Source organism: Pseudoduganella sp. SL102 (assembly GCF_027856995.1).
Lineage (GTDB): Bacteria > Pseudomonadota > Gammaproteobacteria > Burkholderiales > Burkholderiaceae_D > Rugamonas > Rugamonas albidiflava.
In genome coordinates, this window is the sequence record NZ_CP115554.1 from 5,364,463 (window position 1) to 5,379,729 (window position 15,267).

Here is a 15,267-nt window from a genome sequence, read left to right on the forward strand (position 1 = left end):
ACCTTGTCCATACGGCCATGAAACCGCGTGATGTGTTGTATCCCGGCTCGCGCCACACCGAATAATTTGCCTCATTGCAACTTTCGTTTTATAGTTGCATCATTCCCCTGTTTCACCCATCCCGAAAGCCTTCATGAAGCTCAACCGAATCGGCATCATCCTGATCGCCTGCGCGCTCGCGGCGATCACGCTCGTGGTCACGCTGCTGGTCGTGCGCCAGCAGGACAGCCAGGCGGCACAGGTACGGGTAAAAGGGGTTGGCCTGGCGAAATCGCTGAGCGGCATTCCCGTGGCGCAGCTGGACGATGGCAGGACGACGGGGTTGCTGAACGCCCTGCTGGCCTACCACGACGATGGCAATTTCGCGTATGCGGCGATCACGGGCGCCGATGGCCGCACGCTGGCCGAAGTGGCGAGCCGCGGTACGATGACGCCGCACGCGCCGCTGCCCGCCGATGCGGCGGCCGGCTTCGCCGAGCGCGAGGTTCCCGCTTCCCCGGCCGGCCCGGCGCTGCGCGAGTTCTATGGCCCGATGGCCGACCGGAGCAATGGCATCGCCTTCGTGCGGGTCGGCTTCCACCAGCCGCGTTTCGCCGTGCTGGCGCGCGACGTGTCGTTCCTGGCCCTGCTGGCATTGATGATGTTCCTCGTGGTGCCGGTGATTTACTTGTTGATCAAGCGCGAAATGGCCCCGCTGGCCGGACTGCACGACCAGCTGCGCCAGCTTGCCGCGCCGGAGCAGCCTGCCGTGAAGGCGGATGACGTGCGAGAACTGGTGACGGACATGCAGGGCTACCTGGCCCAGGCCGGCGAGCGCATCGCCCGGCTCGAGCTGGGCGAACGCAATTCGACAGCCGACAACCGCCTGCTGCAATACGGCAGCAAGAAGCTCAATGCCGCGCTGCACTCGCTGCCGGACGGCCTGCTGATGCTCGACCCGGGCGGCGACGTGACCTTCGTTTCAAGCAAGGTGGAGCCGCTGCTGGGCATGTCCGCCGATGCACTGCTGGGCCAGCCCGTCGATGCGTGGTGCCGCGATCCGGCACTGCGCGCCCTGCTGGCCCGCTACAGCGGCGCCTCGCGCGACGGTGCCCGCCCGCAAAGCGTGGAATTCGCTTCGAGCAGCGTGGATGGCCGGCAGCTGTGCGCCACCGCGCAGCCGCTGAGCGGTGGCCAGGGTGCGATGTCGTTCGGAACGCTGGTCGTGCTGCGCGACGTCACCCGCGAACACCTGGCGCGCCAGGCCGGCAACGACTTCGTGGCGCACGTGTCGCACGAGCTGAAATCGCCGCTGAATGTGATCGGCATGTATGCCGAGATGCTGGCCGACAGCGACGAGGAAAGCCTGCGGGTGGAATCGCTGAACGTGATCCAGGACGAGATCGAGCGCATGAACGCGCTGGTGGGCAACCTGCTCAATGTGAGCAAGCTCGATGCCGGCAGCCTGGCGCCGGAACGCCACCGCGTGCGGCTGGACGACCTGCTGCGCGACGCCTACGACCAGTCCATGCCGCGCGCCCAGGGCAAGGGCCTGCACGTGTCGCTCGACATGCCACGCGAGCTGGACGCCGTCACCATCGACAAGGACCTGTTCCGCATCGCCCTGAACAACCTGCTGACCAATGCGATCAAGTACAACCGGCCGGGCGGCAGCGTCGCGCTGGCGGCCCGCAACGACGGCCACGAGATCGTGATCAGCGTGCGCGATACCGGCATCGGCATCGCCGCGCCGGATCGCGACCGCATCTTTGAAAAGTTCTACCGGGTCAGCGAAAGCGGTGCACCGGCCGCCCGGGGCGGCCATGGCCTGGGGCTGTACCTGGCTGCGCAGATCGTCGAACTGCACCATGGCCGGATCGCCGTCGACAGTGAACCCGGCATCGGCAGCACGTTTTCCATCCACCTGAAAAGCGCACCCGCCCCCATCGGCGCGCCCGTCCTATGACCCCATATCACATCCTGCTCGTGGACGACGAGCCGCACGTGCTGCGCGTGCTGCGGCTGGCGCTGGAGCGCGAAGGCTACAGCGTGGCCACCGCCGGCGACGGCCATGCCGCGCTCGCGGCGATGGCCCAGCGCCTGCCCGACGTACTGATCAGCGATATCCAGATGGATGGCATGGATGGCCGCACGCTGTGCCCGCTGGCGCGCAGCACGTACCCGGAGCATCCGTTCCTGATCCTCGTGATGACGTCGATGACGGCGCTCGACGAGCGCGCCTGGGCGCGCGAGCTGCCCCAGACAGAATTTCTTGAAAAACCCCTCAGTCCGCGCCAGCTGGTGGCGCGGCTGGGGCGCCACTTCGCTGCCCGGGCGGCAGCGAGCAACCCGTTGGAGTCCAGCCATGCCGCGTAGTTTCCTGTCCAGTCTCGATCATTCCCGCCACGCCCGCTGGCTGCAGCGCATCACCGGCGCCGACCAGGCGCTGGCGGTCTGCGACGCTGCCGGCGTGCCCTGCTGGACCGCGCCGGGACACGCCGACCTGGAGCACTGGCTGCTGCATCTGGATCCGCAAGGGTTCGCGTGGCAGGCCGACGGCGACGGCATGCAGCGGCACGATACGCCCGATGCAACGCTGCTGTACCAGCCGATCCGGTCGAAGGGCCGCACGCTGGGCTGGCTCGCCGTGCGCGTCGTCCGCGTGGACAGTACCGAAGCCGCTCCCTTCGAGTGGGATGCGCTGGCCGAGGCGCTGGAAGACATCGCCGCGACGATCGGCGACGACTTCGTCACGCACGGCGAACTCAATGCGATGGCCGGCGAACTGTCCGACCGCTACGAGGAACTGCACCTGGTGTACGCGATCGACCGCCAGGTCCAGGAAATGACCAGCGGCGAGGACGTGTTCGGCGGCCTGCTGGAAAGCTGGGCCGAGCACATGAACGCCGACGTGGCGGCATTCATCAAGCCGGGCGACAACCTGTGCGTGTCGGCCACCAACCTGTCGGCGCCGATCCACAACCTCGACCTGGTGCTGGTGGAAATGCGCGGCGACCTCTATCGCTTTACCCACTCCTCGCGCCAGCCGATCGTGATGAACGACGCGAACGATCCGCGCCGCGCCTACATCTTCACCGACATGCCGTTCAAGATCCTGTGCTGCCCGGTGTTCCAGGAAAAGTCCGTGGTGGCGATCCTGGTGCTGCTGAACCACGCGGAAAAGGCCGACTTCACGAACAGCGACCGCAAGCTGGGCGAAGTGCTGGCCAATCATCTGTCGAGCCTGTCGCGCATGCACAGCATGCTGGCTGAAACAAGCAAGTTCAACCAGCAGATGGCGGCCGCGCTGATCGAGGCGGTGGAAGCCAAGGACCCGTACACGCGCGGCCATTCCGAGCGGGTGCACCATATCTCGATGGAGATCGGCCGCGCGCTGCGCCTGCCGCCGCGCGAGCTGGACAACCTGTTCTGGGGTTCCCTGCTGCACGACGTGGGCAAGATCGGCATTCCCGACGCGGTGCTGTGCAAGCCGGGCCGCCTGACGCGCGACGAGTTTACCTTCATCATGGTGCACCCGGAGCGCAGCTACGAAATCCTGCGCCACATCGACCGGCTGAAGGGCGCCGTGCCGGGCGCCCGGCACCACCAGGAAAAGTACGATGGCACGGGCTACCCGCATGGCCTGGAAGGCAACGACATTCCCTATAACGCGCGCATCATCGCGGTGGCCGATACGTACGACTCCATCACCAGCTCGCGCGCCTACCGGGCCGGCCGCAGCCACGAGGTGGCGATGGCCGAAATCGCGCGGGTGGCCGGCATGCAGCTCGACCCGAATGTCGTGGAAGCCTTCGCACAGCTGTGCCGCGCCGAGCCGGAATGGATCGCCGCGTTCGGCATCGCCCGCGACACCGCGCCGGAAACCGCGGCGGCATGACGACTGCGCTCGCCGGCGGGGAGACGATCACCCGCAGCCGCATCGGCGCGATGACGCATCTCGCGCCGGTGACCGCACTCGTGGCCGACGAGGCGGTGCGCGCGCTCGAAGCGGCGCTGAACGAGTGCATCGCCCAGCACCAGGTGTCGATCGTCATCGACCTGGGCAAGGTGCCGCTGCTGTCCGGGCGTGCGCTGGCCATGATGGCCGACACGGCCGGCCGGCTGGCGGGCCTGGGCGGGTGGCTCAAGCTGGCCTACCCGAATCCGCTGCTGCAGGAGATCCTGGCGGCCACCGGCCTGCAGGAAGAGCTGCCACCCTTCGATGTGCGCGCGGCGGCGGTGCGGCACCCGCGCGAACCGGGCAGCAAGCTGGGCGACATCCTCGTCGAACGGGGCGCCGCCACCGCGGAACAGGTCGCCGAGGCGGCGCGCCTGCAGGAGCAGACCGGCAAGCGCATGGGCCTGATCATGGTCGAGCGCAAGTGGATCTCCGAAGCGGCGCTGTACGCCGCCCTGGCCGACCAGCTCGGCCTGCCCTACGTCAACCTGCGCGCCGGGCTGTATGATCCGGCCGCGCTGGCGACCCTGGACAAGGACACCGCGCGCCGCCTGAACGTGCTGCCGCTGTTCCAGGTGCGCGACACCCTGACGGTGGCCAGCGCCGATCCCCAGGCGATCCACCATATCGACGAGCTGCGCAGCCGCACGGGCTGCCGGATCCGCGTCGCCATCGCGCCGCCGGCCGATATCCGCCGCGTGGCCGACGACGCCTACGGCGGCGTGCTGCCCGAATTCGTGCACACGGAAGCCAGCGACCTCGAACTGATCGAATCGACGATCCCCGACGACTACACGCAGATCGACGAGATGGCTGGCGCCAGCCCGGTGATCAACATGGTCAACGCGGTGATCCAGCGCGCCATCCGCGACAGCGCCAGCGACATCCACATCGAGATCTCGCGCAACCGGGCACGCATCCGCCTGCGCATCGACGGCATCCTGTATGAAGTGATGGCGCCGAAGGTGGACCAGCATCCGGCCATCGTGTCGCGCCTGAAGGTGATGGCCAACCTGGACATCGCCGAGCGCCGGCTGCCGCAGGATGGCCGCATCCAGGTGGCCACGCAGGGCCGCACGGTCGACCTGCGCTTCTCGTCCCTGCCCGGCATCTATGGCGAGAAGGTGGTGCTGCGCGTGCTGGACAAGAACCAGTCGATCCTCGACGTGGACAAGCTGGGCATGAACGATGGCGCGGTCACGGCGTTCAAGCGGCTGCTGGGGCGCAGCCATGGCCTGATCCTCGTTACCGGGCCGACCGGCAGCGGCAAGACCACCAGCCTGTATGCGGCGATCAGCCACCTCAAAAGCATCGAGAAGAACATCGTCACGATCGAGGATCCGGTCGAATACCAGCTCGACATCATCAACCAGAACCAGGTCAACGATGCGATCGGGCTGACCTTCCCGAAGATCCTCAAGCACGTGCTGCGGCAGGATCCCGACATCATCATGATCGGCGAGATCCGCGACCGCCAGACCGCCGAGATCGCGGTGCAGGCCGCACTGACGGGCCACCTGGTGCTGACCACGCTGCATACCAACGATACGCTGGGCGCCGTGTCGCGCCTGGTGGAGATGGGCGTGGAACCCTACCTGCTGTCGTCGGCGCTGATCGGCGTGATGGCGCAGCGCCTGGTGCGCCGCGTGTGCCAGGGTTGCCGCACCAGCTACCTGGCCACGCCGGAAGCGGCGGCCGCGTACCGCTGGCGCGGCAAGGGCGACCTGCGCCTGGTGCGCGGGCGCGGCTGCCCGGCGTGCTACGACTCCGGCTACAAGGGGCGCATGGGCATCTATGAACTGCTGGAGGTGAACACCGACCTGCAGCGCATGATCGTGGCCAACGCCAGCAAGGACCAGATGGCCGCGCACGTGAACGCCACCGGCCACCACGACCTGTACGCCGATGGCATGGCGCGCGCCTTCGACGGCCACACCACGCCGGAAGAAATCGCCCGCGTGGTGCACAGCCTGTAGCGCATACCCATCGCATACCCATCGCATCCCATCGCATGCCGATCGAACTCGACCCAATGGACACCGGCGCGCCGCGCCTGCCGCTGAAGCCCGGCTTCGGCGAACGGCCGCCGGGCGTGCGCGAGCGCATGATGTTCACGGAGCGCCTGGCGCTGCTGCTGGAAACCGGCGTGCCGCTGCACGCCGCGCTGCAGTCGCTGCTCCAGCAGAGCGACCAGCCCCAGTTGCGGCAGTTGATCGCCACGGTGTCGGACGATATCCTGGCCGGGGCCCGCTTCTCCGAGGCGCTGGCGAAACACGCGCTGTTCCCTGTCACGTACGTGAACCTGGTGGCAGCCAGCGAGGCCGGCGGTTTCCTCGGCCAGGTGCTGGCCCAGCTGGTGGAGATGGATGAAAACGAGGAACGGCTGCGCGCCACGCTGGTGTCCTCGCTTTCCTATCCGCTGTTCCTGATGGCGTTTTCCGGCGCAGTGGTGCTGTTCATCCTGGTGTCGGTGTTCCCGAAATTTTCCCCGCTGTTCGCGTCGATCCATGACCAGCTGCCATGGACCACGCGGGTACTGCTCGCCGTCAGCGACGCGCTGACGCAGCATGGCGCAATCGCGGCGGGCACCGTGGCAGTGCTGTGCGGCGGCGCCTTTCTCCTGGCGCGCCGGCCGGACGTGCAGGCCGGCATCGACCGCATGAAGCTGCGCGCGCCCCTCGTCCGCGACATCTTCGCCAAGATCTACATGACCCGCCTGCTGCGCGTGATGGGCATTTCCCTGGAACGGGGCGTGACCATCCTGGCAACACTGGAGGCCTGCCGCGCCGTGGTGTCCAACGCCGACATCCAGCAATTCATCCTCGAGCTGGAAGCCGATGTCACGGAGGGCAAGGGGATCGCCGCCGGTTTCCAGGACACCCCGTTCGTGCCGGTCGCCGTGCGGCAGATGATCGCCACCGGCGAAGCCACCGGTACGCTGGGCCGGGTGATGGGCCGCATCGCCGATTCCTACGATCGCGAGCTGACGCGCCAGCTGGCACGGCTGTCGAAGCTGGCCGAACCGGTGATGCTGCTGGTGATGGGCGTGCTGGTGGGCACCATTGTCAGCTCGCTGATCCTGCCCATCTTCAAGTTGTCGAGCGCCGTGCATTGACTGTTTCACAGGCACGACAAGTAGAGTAGCCAATCGAAAGTTTAAGTCTGCACGGCAATATCTTCGTGTTACTCTACGGAATTACGTATTTCTACCAATAAAGCCAACGAAGTTGGCTTTTCAACCACAGAGAACATGATGCGAATGACCTTCAAGCGCGCCGCCACGGCCGGCTTTACCCTGATCGAACTGCTTATCGTGGTGATCATCCTGGCGATCCTGGCGGCGATCGCGATTCCGCAGTTTTCGGCGTCCGCGGGAGATGCGCAACGCGCCGCACTCGATGCCAACTTGGCCGCTGTACGCAATGCGATCGAGCAATACCGCGCGCAGCACACCAACTTCGCCTTTCCAGGCGCGGCAGCCTCGACTGGCAACGTTGCTTGCCCAGCTGGTGGTGAGCCTGGCACCGGCGCAGCCGGCACTGTCGCAGCATTCCAGGAACAAATGCGGTTCCCCTCGAACCGTGCGGGCCAGACCTGTACCGTGGCGGGCGGCGAATTCCGCTACGGCCCTTACCTGCGCCAGGGTATCCCGAATGAGCCGATCAACAACTCCGCAGCGATCGTCGTGCAGACCACTGGCGCGCCGATTGTTGCCGTGGCGGCCAACGGCTGGGCCTACGACACCGTCTCCGGCCAGTTCATCATGAACAGCACGGCGCTGGATCCTGATAACCGCGCGTACTCGCTGCGCTGATCTTCCCGAAACCATGCGCAGGCGACCGACCGGCTACACGCTGGCTGAAATGCTGGCCGTCTGCGCGGTGCTGTCCATCGCGGCGACGGTGGCGATTCCCTCCGCCGCGCCGGTGGCCGAGTTCCAGGCCGACGCCGCCGCCGGCGAAGTCGAACTGGCACTGCGCTTTGCCCGCGACGAGGCGCTGCGCACCGGCGAGTTGCGGATGGTGCGCTGCGAACAGCAGCTGAACCGGGAGCGCGTTGTCGCCCGGCGGGCCTTCGGCACTATCTTGTATGACTCGGCGGTACAGCAACCGGGCAGCCGGCAGCCGTACTCGGTACCGCTGGCCACGACACCGGCGGGCAGCAACGCAACCCTGGCCGGCTGCAGCTTCACGTTCTCCGAAGGCGCTTCGGCAGCCGATGTGGCTTTCGATGCCAAGGGCATGCCGGTGCGCGGCAGCGGCGACGAGGAGACGCGAAAACAGGCGCTGGCAAGCGGCACCATCGTCGTCGGCATCGGCAATACCGTGCGGACGGTCACCGTTGGCGTGACCGGCCGCGTAACAACTTCCTGACAACATGTCCAATTCGTTCCATCCCTGCCCCGCGCGGCGGGCGGCCGCCGGCATGACGCTGGTGGAAGCCGTAGTCGCGCTGCTGCTGCTGTCGGTCTGCCTGGTGCCGGCCGCGAACGCGCTGCGTGGCGCCATCGCCGCCCCCGGCAATACGGCGCTGGCGGGCCGCGACCTGGATTGCGTGACCGCGCGGATGGAAACGGTACTGGGCGAATCCTACGCACGCCTGCTGGCGGCTGCCGGCAGCATGACGGCACGTTCCGCCTATTCGACGGCGGCGAACGCGGCCTGCCCCGCGATCAACGTGTTCATCGCACGCTACGGCAACGACGACACCGTCAGGCTGGGCACCAGCGGCGCCGGCGACAACCTGCTGTATGTGGGCGTGCGCCTGGCCGACACGGGGGCCGGCAATGCTTTCCCGCTGGCGACGCTGGTGACGCGATGAACGGACGCCACGCACAGGCCGGGTTCACGCTGGCCGAACTGCTGGGCGGCCTGGCCATCGCCGCCATTTTGGTCCTGCCGCTGGCGGACCTGCTGCGCACGGGCGCCGACAGCGCACGCAGCGTGCGCACGGCGCTGGACCTGAACGGCGATGCGCGCTTCGCACTGGACCGCATCGGCATGCAGGTGGCCGCGCTCTCCTCAAAGAAGGTATTCCCGGTGGGTGCCAGCGTGCCACCAGCCGCCTGGCTGGCGCCGGTGAGCTACGCGCTGTCCGGCACCGACCTGGTCGAAACGGATCCCACCGTCCCGACGGGCACCAGTACCATCGCCGCCAACGTGACGGCACTCCGGCTCACCACGCCGGAAGTGGTCGACGGCCGGCCGCTGGTGGGCATCGAATTGACGCTGAGCGCCGGTGGCAACAGCGTGACCCGCACGCGCACGGTGCGCGTGGGCAAACTGCCGTCGGAAGATCCGCAATGATGCGCCGGCCGCCCTGCCGCCGCCAGTCCGGCGCACTGCTGCTGCTGGTGGCGCTGCTGCTGGCCACGCTGGCCGCGCTGGCGTTCGGCATGAACCGGGCGGCCGGCATGGATGCCGCATCCTTGAAAAGCGACTACGACAGCCGGGCCGCCCGCTATCTTGCCGAGGCGGCGGTGGCGGCGGCCATCTGGAGCAACGGGGCGGCCGGCTGCACCAGTTCGTCGGTGCCATCCACCGCCTTCGGCACGGGCACGTTCCAGGCCGACGTCAAAAAGGTCGGCTCGAAGAACCTGGACATCGTGGCGCGTGGCGAGACCGCGAACGGCACGGAGCGCACGATCGAACGCAGGAAGGCCAGCCTGGTCGATTTCAACAAGAATCCCACGTCCGCCGACCTTGGCGGCGCCGCGATCGACACCACGATCACAGCCGGCATCGAACAGCCGGCTAGCAGCAATACCCGCCTGTCGCTGGCGCCGGACACGTCGCACGCGCTGCTGTTCTGGCCCACCAACGATATCAGCACGGAGACGCGGGTACTGTCCGCCATCCTGACGCTCACCCGTAGCGGCGCCATCGCCGCCGGGCAGCGCGTTGCCGTCCACCGGGTGAAGACGCCGTGGGATGGCACGGCGACCTGGCGCTACGCCCGCCTCTACCTTGCCGGATGGACCGGCGGCGACTTCGGCGCCACGCCGGTCGTCACCGCGGCCGTCGGCGGTAGCAGCGGCGCCACGGTCTCCTTCGACGTGACCGGCCTGGTGGATGGCTGGGTCAGCGGCCGCCTTGCCAATTACGGCATGCTGCTGCGCACGGCCACCGCCGGCCCGACGGCCGTGTTCCACAGCCGCGACGCGAGCGCCAGCCAGCGCCCCGTGCTGCGGCTGACTATCGCCAAAGCCTGCTAGCAGGCCAACCTATGAGATCCACCATGCCATTCTTCGCCGCCCCGCCCCCGCTGCGAACGCTACTGGGCGCCTTGCCGGCGCTCTGGTCCTCGACGCGCTTCGGCGCCCAGGAACTCGCCGACTACGCCACGCCGCACATCGAGCGCGACACCCGCCAGGGCGTCGCCCTGCTTGCCGCAGCCGCCCTGCTTTTCCTGGTCCAGGCGAGTGCTTTCGCCGCCTGGTTCGGCCTGGGCCGCGCCTACACCGATACTTACCTGCTGCTCGCCGCGCTGGCGCTGCACATCCGCTTTTCCGCGGCCCGGGTGCGCGACATCCAGGCCCTGAACCTGCTGGCGATGGCACTGCTGATCATCTGCGCCGCCGCCCTCGTGCTGCTGGCACGCGAATCGGGCCGGCTGCACGTGATGGTGCTGCTCAGCGTGGCCACGCTGCACATGCTGATCCCGCTGATGCCCTGGGGCGTGCGCGAAGCCGCGTTCACCAGTCTGGCGATCTACGCGATGTTTACCTCGCTGACGTTCTTCACGCGGCTGCGCTTCGGCGACGTGGAACCCTGGGCGCTGCAGTTCACGATGGTGACGGCATCGCTGCTGTCGCTGGCGCTGGTGGCTCGCACCCTGGGCCTGCGCAAGCAGGATCTCGCCGCGCGCTTCGGCCTGGAGCGCGTGAGCGCCGACATGGCCAGCCTGGCCGAGCGCGATCATTTGACCGGCGCATGGAACCGGCGCTACCTGGAACGTCGCTTCGAGCACGTCGTGGCCGCGCACGCGCAGCGCGGCACCCCGGCCTGCTTCGGCCTGCTCGACATCGACCAGTTCAAACCGTTGAACGATACGTTCGGCCACCGCCACGGCGACCTGGTGCTGCAGGCGCTGGCCGCCGCCTTCGGCGAACTCGATGGCGAACGGGAATGCCTGGTGCGCCTGGGCGGCGACGAATTCGCCTTCATCCTGGCAGGCGGCCCGACAGTGCCGGCCCGCCTGGAAGGCATGCTGGCCGACGCCGCCGCGCGCGCAGTGGCCGGCGCAGCGCCAGGCACGCCACCGCCCACGGTCAGTGCCGGCATGATCGTGCTCGATGCGGCCGGCGCCTGCACGCTCGATGCCGCCTACGCCCAGGCGGACGAGCTGCTGTACGCGGCCAAGCGGGCCGGCGGTGCGCAGGTCCGGCATGGCGCGGCGCAGGTGACGGCATGAAGTCCCTGAGCGACCTGCTGGCCGGCTTGCGCGCCTCCGGGAAGCAAACGGCGGTGCGCCCGATCGGCGCCGATTTCGCCGCCAACCGCCTGAACCTGGTGCAGGCCGACGTGCACGATGGACGCTGGCGCCTGCGCGCGGCGGCCTCGGTCCGCTACCCGATGCCGCGCGCGGACCTGTTCGCCGCGCCCAAGCAGCTGGCCCGCTTCGTCGACGCGGCGCTGCGATCTGCGCCGTTCCAGGGCCGCCGCGTCGTGTCGGCCCTGCCGCCGGCGGACGTGCGCATCCTGCCGCTCACGGTCCACGTGGCGGCCGGGCAGCCGGAAGCGCAGGCCGTGGCCAGGGCGGCCGCCGAGCAGCTGGGCAACGGCGCCGCCGACCACGTGCTCGACTATTACCAGGTACGCGGCGCCGATGCCGATGGCACGGAGCGGCAGGTGCTGGTGGCCGCCGCGCTAAAGCCGCGCGTGCTGGATTACCTGGCCACGCTGGAAGCGGCCCGCCCGGAGCCGCTCGCGCTCGACATCGGGCCCACGGCCATTGGCCGGCTCCTCGGCACCATGCACGGCAACGAGGTCGGCCAGTCCGTCGCACTGCTCAATTTCGGCGCCGCCAGGAGCTACCTGACGGTGATCTGGGGGCGCCGCCTGATGCTCGACCGCGAAATCGATTTTGGCGAAGACCGGCTTGCGCGCAGCCTCGCCGCGGCGCTCGACCTGCCGGCCGACACGGCCACGCACCTGCTGCGCGAGCACGGCATCGGCGGCCGCGCCAACGCGCACGACGAACTGGGGCGGGCCATCCGCGAGATCCTGCACGCGGATTGCCGCGCGCTGGCGGACGAACTGGCGCACACCCAGGTCTACGTGGCGTCGCGCACGCGCGGCAGTTCGATCAGCCGGGTCTACCTGAACGGCAGCCTGGCGCGCTATCCCGACATCCACGCGCGTATCGGCGAACTGATCGACGTGCCGGTACACCTGCTCAATCCGCTGGGCGCGTTCGAGCACGAGCTGCCGGACGCCCGGGCCGCGGAACTGGCCACGCCGGTCGCGCTGGCGGCCGGGCTGGCCCTGCGTGGAGGTCAGCATGGCTGACATCGACATGATCCCGCGCAGCTGGCGCGATAACATCCGCGTACGCCGCACGCTGCGCCGAACGGCGGTGGCACTGGCCATCGTGGTGGTGGCCGGCGCGGCGGGCAGCGCCTGGCTGCGCTGGCAGGCGGCGACATTCGCCCGGCAGGCGGCGCAGCTGCGCGGCGCGGCCACGCAGGCGCAGTCGGAGCAGGCACGGGAAGCGGCCGCTCTCGCGGAACACGAGCGCCGCGCGCAGCAGGATGCGCTGCTGCGCACGCTGCGGCGCCAGGGCGAACTGGCGGCATTCGCGCAAGCCATCGACGGCGCCCTGCCGGCCGGCGCCTGGCTGACCAGCCTGGTGCTGCGGCGCGATATGCAGGCGCCGGCCGGTACCGCAATCGGTGCCGGCACGCCGCAGCCGGCACCGGCCGCCGCGCCGGCCGAACTTGCGCCGGCAGGTACCGTCGTCGAGCTTTCCGGCCAGGCGCTGGACTATGCCGCCGTGACCGCGTTCCTCGCGCAGCTCGGCCGCGCACCTGGCGTGGCCAGCGTGCAGCTGCAATCGAGCGGCGCTGCCGAGGCGGGTGAAATCGGCTTCCAGGCCACCCTCACGCTCGCGTGGAAGGACCAGCCATGAACGACCGCCTGCGCAATGTCCTGGCGGCGATGCCGGCGCGCCAGCTGAACCTCGTGTGCATCGGCGTGGTGGCGATCGCCGCGATGCTGGCATGGAGCGCCGGTGTGCGCGGCCCGCTGGCGGCCTGGCGGCAGCAGCGCGCGGCCCTGACGGCATTGCAGGCCTCGGCCGCGGCCATGGCTGCCACGCGCGTTGCCGCCGCACCGGCCGGTCCAGTGGGCCAGCCGGCGGTCCCGCCTGCGCCTCTCGCGCTGATCGGCGCGGTCAGCGAGGCCGCGCAGCTGGCCGGGGTCGCCGTGTCCTCGGCGGCACATGGTGCGGACCGCGCCGTGGCCGGCCTGCGCCAGCAGACCGTCGACGTCGCCGCCGCCGGGCCGTATTCCGCCATCCATGCCTGGCTGGACGATCTCGAGCGCACACAGCCCACCGTCGGCATCGTGCAGCTCGACCTGCAACCCGGCGATGCCGGCGCCCAGCGCAAGGTCACGCTGCAACTGGCCATCTACGGCCCGCCATCCGCACCATGAACTACCTGTACGCCCTCCTTCTATTGTCGTCCGCCCTGCCCGCGCAAGCGCAACTGCGCGACCCGTTCGCCCGCCCGGCCCCGGCGGCCGCCGCGGCCGTCCTGTCGACGGAAGCGCCGCCGGCACCGCTGCGCCTGCGTGCGCTGATCCTGAACGGCGCCCGCTCGCTGGCCAACATCGACGGCGACGTGGTGGCAGCCGGCGACCGTGGCCCCGGCTACACCGTGCTGCGCATCGACGAGCGCGGCGTGCTGGTGGCGCGCGCCGGCCGGCAACAACTGCTCGTGATGGGCGACCCCGGGCAGGACCGCCCGCATGGACTGGAAAACAAGGAACCCGAATGAAACTCCGGCACCGACCGATCCTCCTGGCCCTGCTGTGCGCACTGCAGTGCGGCACCCCTGCGCTGGCCGTGCCGGCCGCACCCGCCACGCCCGCGGCGCCCGATCCGGCCGCGGTGATGTCCTATACTTTCCGCGACACCCCGGTCGCCGACCTGTTCAACATGATTTCGCGCACGGCCCGCATCAACATCGTGCTGGGCCGCGGCGTGGCCGGCAACGTGTCGATCAACCTGTACGACCTGACGGTGCGCGAAGCGATCCATGCCGTCGCCGAAGCCGGCGGCTATACCGTCATCGAGCGGGCCGGAGGGTTCCTTATCTCCGACCCGAAGGCCGGCGCGAAGGAAGCCGCCGGTATCGAGGTGGCATCGCTGAAGGTACGCTATGCCGACGTGAAGAAGGTGGGCGAGATCCTGGCCCGCCAGGTCGGCGCGCTCGGCACCGTGACGGTGCTGGAGCAGACCCGCAGCGTGGTGATCGAATCGACCGATGCCGGTATCGCCCGCGCCAGGCAGGCGCTGCGCGCCATCGACGTGGCGCCGCAGCAGATCCTGATCGAGGCGAAGATCCTGGAGATCACGCTGGACCAGAGCGAGAATTTCGGCATCGACTGGGCGCACGTCTTCAACGCCAACGGCCCGGACATCGTGGGCGCGACGGGCTTCGCCACCCGGGCTGGCCCGCGCTTCCACCTCGGCCTGGTCAACAACAGCATCGAGGTTTACCTGAGTGCCCTCAGCAACAAGGGCCGCGTGCACACGCTGGCCACGCCACGCCTGCTGGCGCTGGAGGACCAGGAAGCCACCACCAACGTGGGCGACCGGCTGGGTTACCGGCTGACGACGACCATCAACAACGTCACGTCCGAATCGATCGAGTTCCTCGATACCGGCGTGATCCTGCGCGTGACACCCTCGGTCGATGCCGAGGGCCGCATCCTGCTGAAGGTGCGGCCGGAAGTGAGCTCGGGCAGCATATCGGCGGGCATCCCTTCGAAGAAGACCACCGAGGTCAATACGCAGCTGGTGGCGAACGATGGCCAGGCGGTGCTGATCGGTGGCCTGATCAAGAACAGCCGCACCTATCGCCGCCAGGGTTTGCCGTTCCTTTCCGACCTGCCCGTGGTGGGCAAGGCCTTTTCCAGCACGGACGATGGCGGCATGACGACCGAGACGATCGTCGTCATCACGCCGCGCATCGTGCCCGCGGGCGGCATCGCCATCGACGACGCCAGCGTGCGCAAGCTGCACCAGGCCGAACACGGCATGGAGCAGCGCGCCGGTACGCTCGATCGCAAGCTGGAGCGCATCGCGCCGTCGCGCTGACGCGG

General features: G+C 68.8%; 16 protein-coding genes. All 16 read left to right on the top strand.

Annotated elements, in window-relative coordinates; genetic code table 11:
• Positions 1-133 precede the first annotated feature (133 nt).
• The 16 genes from OU994_RS22515 (at position 134) to OU994_RS22590 (ending at position 15,262) form a co-directional block, all read left to right on the top strand.
• Positions 134-1,945: an ATP-binding protein gene (locus OU994_RS22515; RefSeq protein ID WP_281607760.1), complete on the top strand. Its 1,812-nt coding sequence runs from the start codon at positions 134-136 to the stop codon at positions 1,943-1,945.
• Positions 1,942-2,355, top strand: coding sequence for a response regulator transcription factor (locus tag OU994_RS22520; RefSeq protein ID WP_281607761.1), 414 nt, complete (start codon positions 1,942-1,944; stop codon positions 2,353-2,355). The genes OU994_RS22515 and OU994_RS22520 overlap by 4 nt, the downstream gene beginning before the upstream one ends.
• The gene (locus OU994_RS22525) at positions 2,345-3,877 is read left to right on the top strand and encodes an HD-GYP domain-containing protein (protein WP_281607762.1); all 1,533 of its coding nucleotides are present in this window, start codon (positions 2,345-2,347) and stop codon (positions 3,875-3,877) included. The genes OU994_RS22520 and OU994_RS22525 overlap by 11 nt, the downstream gene beginning before the upstream one ends.
• Positions 3,874-5,913: an ATPase, T2SS/T4P/T4SS family gene (locus OU994_RS22530; RefSeq protein WP_281607763.1), complete on the top strand. Its 2,040-nt coding sequence runs from the start codon at positions 3,874-3,876 to the stop codon at positions 5,911-5,913. Before OU994_RS22525 ends, OU994_RS22530 begins: the two co-directional genes overlap by 4 nt.
• Positions 5,914-5,948: 35 nt before the next feature.
• Positions 5,949-7,052 (top strand): type II secretion system F family protein, encoded by a 1,104-nt coding sequence (locus OU994_RS22535; protein ID WP_281607764.1) that lies wholly within the window; start codon positions 5,949-5,951, stop codon positions 7,050-7,052.
• Between the two features lie 135 nt (positions 7,053-7,187).
• Complete coding sequence (locus OU994_RS22540) at positions 7,188-7,751, top strand: type II secretion system protein (RefSeq protein ID WP_281607765.1); 564 nt, start codon at positions 7,188-7,190, stop codon at positions 7,749-7,751.
• A 13-nt stretch (positions 7,752-7,764) separates the two neighbouring features.
• Positions 7,765-8,310: a Tfp pilus assembly protein FimT/FimU gene (locus OU994_RS22545; RefSeq protein ID WP_281607766.1), complete on the top strand. Its 546-nt coding sequence runs from the start codon at positions 7,765-7,767 to the stop codon at positions 8,308-8,310.
• A gap of 4 nt (positions 8,311-8,314) precedes the next feature.
• Positions 8,315-8,758, top strand: coding sequence for a prepilin-type N-terminal cleavage/methylation domain-containing protein (locus OU994_RS22550; RefSeq protein WP_281607767.1), 444 nt, complete (start codon positions 8,315-8,317; stop codon positions 8,756-8,758).
• Positions 8,755-9,243, top strand: a complete 489-nt coding sequence (locus tag OU994_RS22555) for a PilW family protein (RefSeq protein ID WP_281607768.1) — start codon at positions 8,755-8,757, stop codon at positions 9,241-9,243. Before OU994_RS22550 ends, OU994_RS22555 begins: the two co-directional genes overlap by 4 nt.
• Positions 9,240-10,151: a DNRLRE domain-containing protein gene (locus tag OU994_RS22560; protein WP_281607769.1), complete on the top strand. Its 912-nt coding sequence runs from the start codon at positions 9,240-9,242 to the stop codon at positions 10,149-10,151. The genes OU994_RS22555 and OU994_RS22560 overlap by 4 nt, the downstream gene beginning before the upstream one ends.
• Positions 10,152-10,174: 23 nt before the next feature.
• Positions 10,175-11,350 (top strand): diguanylate cyclase, encoded by a 1,176-nt coding sequence (locus OU994_RS22565; RefSeq protein ID WP_281607770.1) that lies wholly within the window; start codon positions 10,175-10,177, stop codon positions 11,348-11,350.
• Positions 11,347-12,447, top strand: a complete 1,101-nt coding sequence (gene pilM / locus OU994_RS22570) for a pilus assembly protein PilM (RefSeq protein ID WP_281607771.1) — start codon at positions 11,347-11,349, stop codon at positions 12,445-12,447. Before OU994_RS22565 ends, pilM begins: the two co-directional genes overlap by 4 nt.
• Entirely contained in the window at positions 12,440-13,066 is a 627-nt protein-coding gene (locus OU994_RS22575; protein ID WP_281607772.1) for a PilN domain-containing protein, read from the top strand. The genes pilM and OU994_RS22575 overlap by 8 nt, the downstream gene beginning before the upstream one ends.
• Positions 13,063-13,593, top strand: a complete 531-nt coding sequence (gene gspM / locus OU994_RS22580; RefSeq protein ID WP_281607773.1) for a type II secretion system protein GspM — start codon at positions 13,063-13,065, stop codon at positions 13,591-13,593. The genes OU994_RS22575 and gspM overlap by 4 nt, the downstream gene beginning before the upstream one ends.
• Complete coding sequence (locus OU994_RS22585; protein WP_281607774.1) at positions 13,590-13,937, top strand: hypothetical protein; 348 nt, start codon at positions 13,590-13,592, stop codon at positions 13,935-13,937. Before gspM ends, OU994_RS22585 begins: the two co-directional genes overlap by 4 nt.
• Positions 13,934-15,262 (top strand): type II secretion system protein GspD, encoded by a 1,329-nt coding sequence (locus OU994_RS22590; RefSeq protein WP_281607775.1) that lies wholly within the window; start codon positions 13,934-13,936, stop codon positions 15,260-15,262. Before OU994_RS22585 ends, OU994_RS22590 begins: the two co-directional genes overlap by 4 nt.
• Positions 15,263-15,267 lie beyond the last annotated feature (5 nt).

What these genes read in the sequence shown, in the direction of transcription:
- OU994_RS22515 (WP_281607760.1), top strand. Translation starts at nt 134, where the DNA reads ATGAAGCTCAACCGAATCGGCATCATCCTGATCGCCTGCGCGCTCGCG.
- OU994_RS22520 (WP_281607761.1), top strand. Translation starts at nt 1,942, where the DNA reads ATGACCCCATATCACATCCTGCTCGTGGACGACGAGCCGCACGTGCTG.
- OU994_RS22525 (WP_281607762.1), top strand. Translation starts at nt 2,345, where the DNA reads ATGCCGCGTAGTTTCCTGTCCAGTCTCGATCATTCCCGCCACGCCCGC.
- OU994_RS22530 (WP_281607763.1), top strand. Translation starts at nt 3,874, where the DNA reads ATGACGACTGCGCTCGCCGGCGGGGAGACGATCACCCGCAGCCGCATC.
- OU994_RS22535 (WP_281607764.1), top strand. Translation starts at nt 5,949, where the DNA reads ATGCCGATCGAACTCGACCCAATGGACACCGGCGCGCCGCGCCTGCCG.
- OU994_RS22540 (WP_281607765.1), top strand. Translation starts at nt 7,188, where the DNA reads ATGATGCGAATGACCTTCAAGCGCGCCGCCACGGCCGGCTTTACCCTG.
- OU994_RS22545 (WP_281607766.1), top strand. Translation starts at nt 7,765, where the DNA reads ATGCGCAGGCGACCGACCGGCTACACGCTGGCTGAAATGCTGGCCGTC.
- OU994_RS22550 (WP_281607767.1), top strand. Translation starts at nt 8,315, where the DNA reads ATGTCCAATTCGTTCCATCCCTGCCCCGCGCGGCGGGCGGCCGCCGGC.
- OU994_RS22555 (WP_281607768.1), top strand. Translation starts at nt 8,755, where the DNA reads ATGAACGGACGCCACGCACAGGCCGGGTTCACGCTGGCCGAACTGCTG.
- OU994_RS22560 (WP_281607769.1), top strand. Translation starts at nt 9,240, where the DNA reads ATGATGCGCCGGCCGCCCTGCCGCCGCCAGTCCGGCGCACTGCTGCTG.
- OU994_RS22565 (WP_281607770.1), top strand. Translation starts at nt 10,175, where the DNA reads ATGCCATTCTTCGCCGCCCCGCCCCCGCTGCGAACGCTACTGGGCGCC.
- pilM (WP_281607771.1), top strand. Translation starts at nt 11,347, where the DNA reads ATGAAGTCCCTGAGCGACCTGCTGGCCGGCTTGCGCGCCTCCGGGAAG.
- OU994_RS22575 (WP_281607772.1), top strand. Translation starts at nt 12,440, where the DNA reads ATGGCTGACATCGACATGATCCCGCGCAGCTGGCGCGATAACATCCGC.
- gspM (WP_281607773.1), top strand. Translation starts at nt 13,063, where the DNA reads ATGAACGACCGCCTGCGCAATGTCCTGGCGGCGATGCCGGCGCGCCAG.
- OU994_RS22585 (WP_281607774.1), top strand. Translation starts at nt 13,590, where the DNA reads ATGAACTACCTGTACGCCCTCCTTCTATTGTCGTCCGCCCTGCCCGCG.
- OU994_RS22590 (WP_281607775.1), top strand. Translation starts at nt 13,934, where the DNA reads ATGAAACTCCGGCACCGACCGATCCTCCTGGCCCTGCTGTGCGCACTG.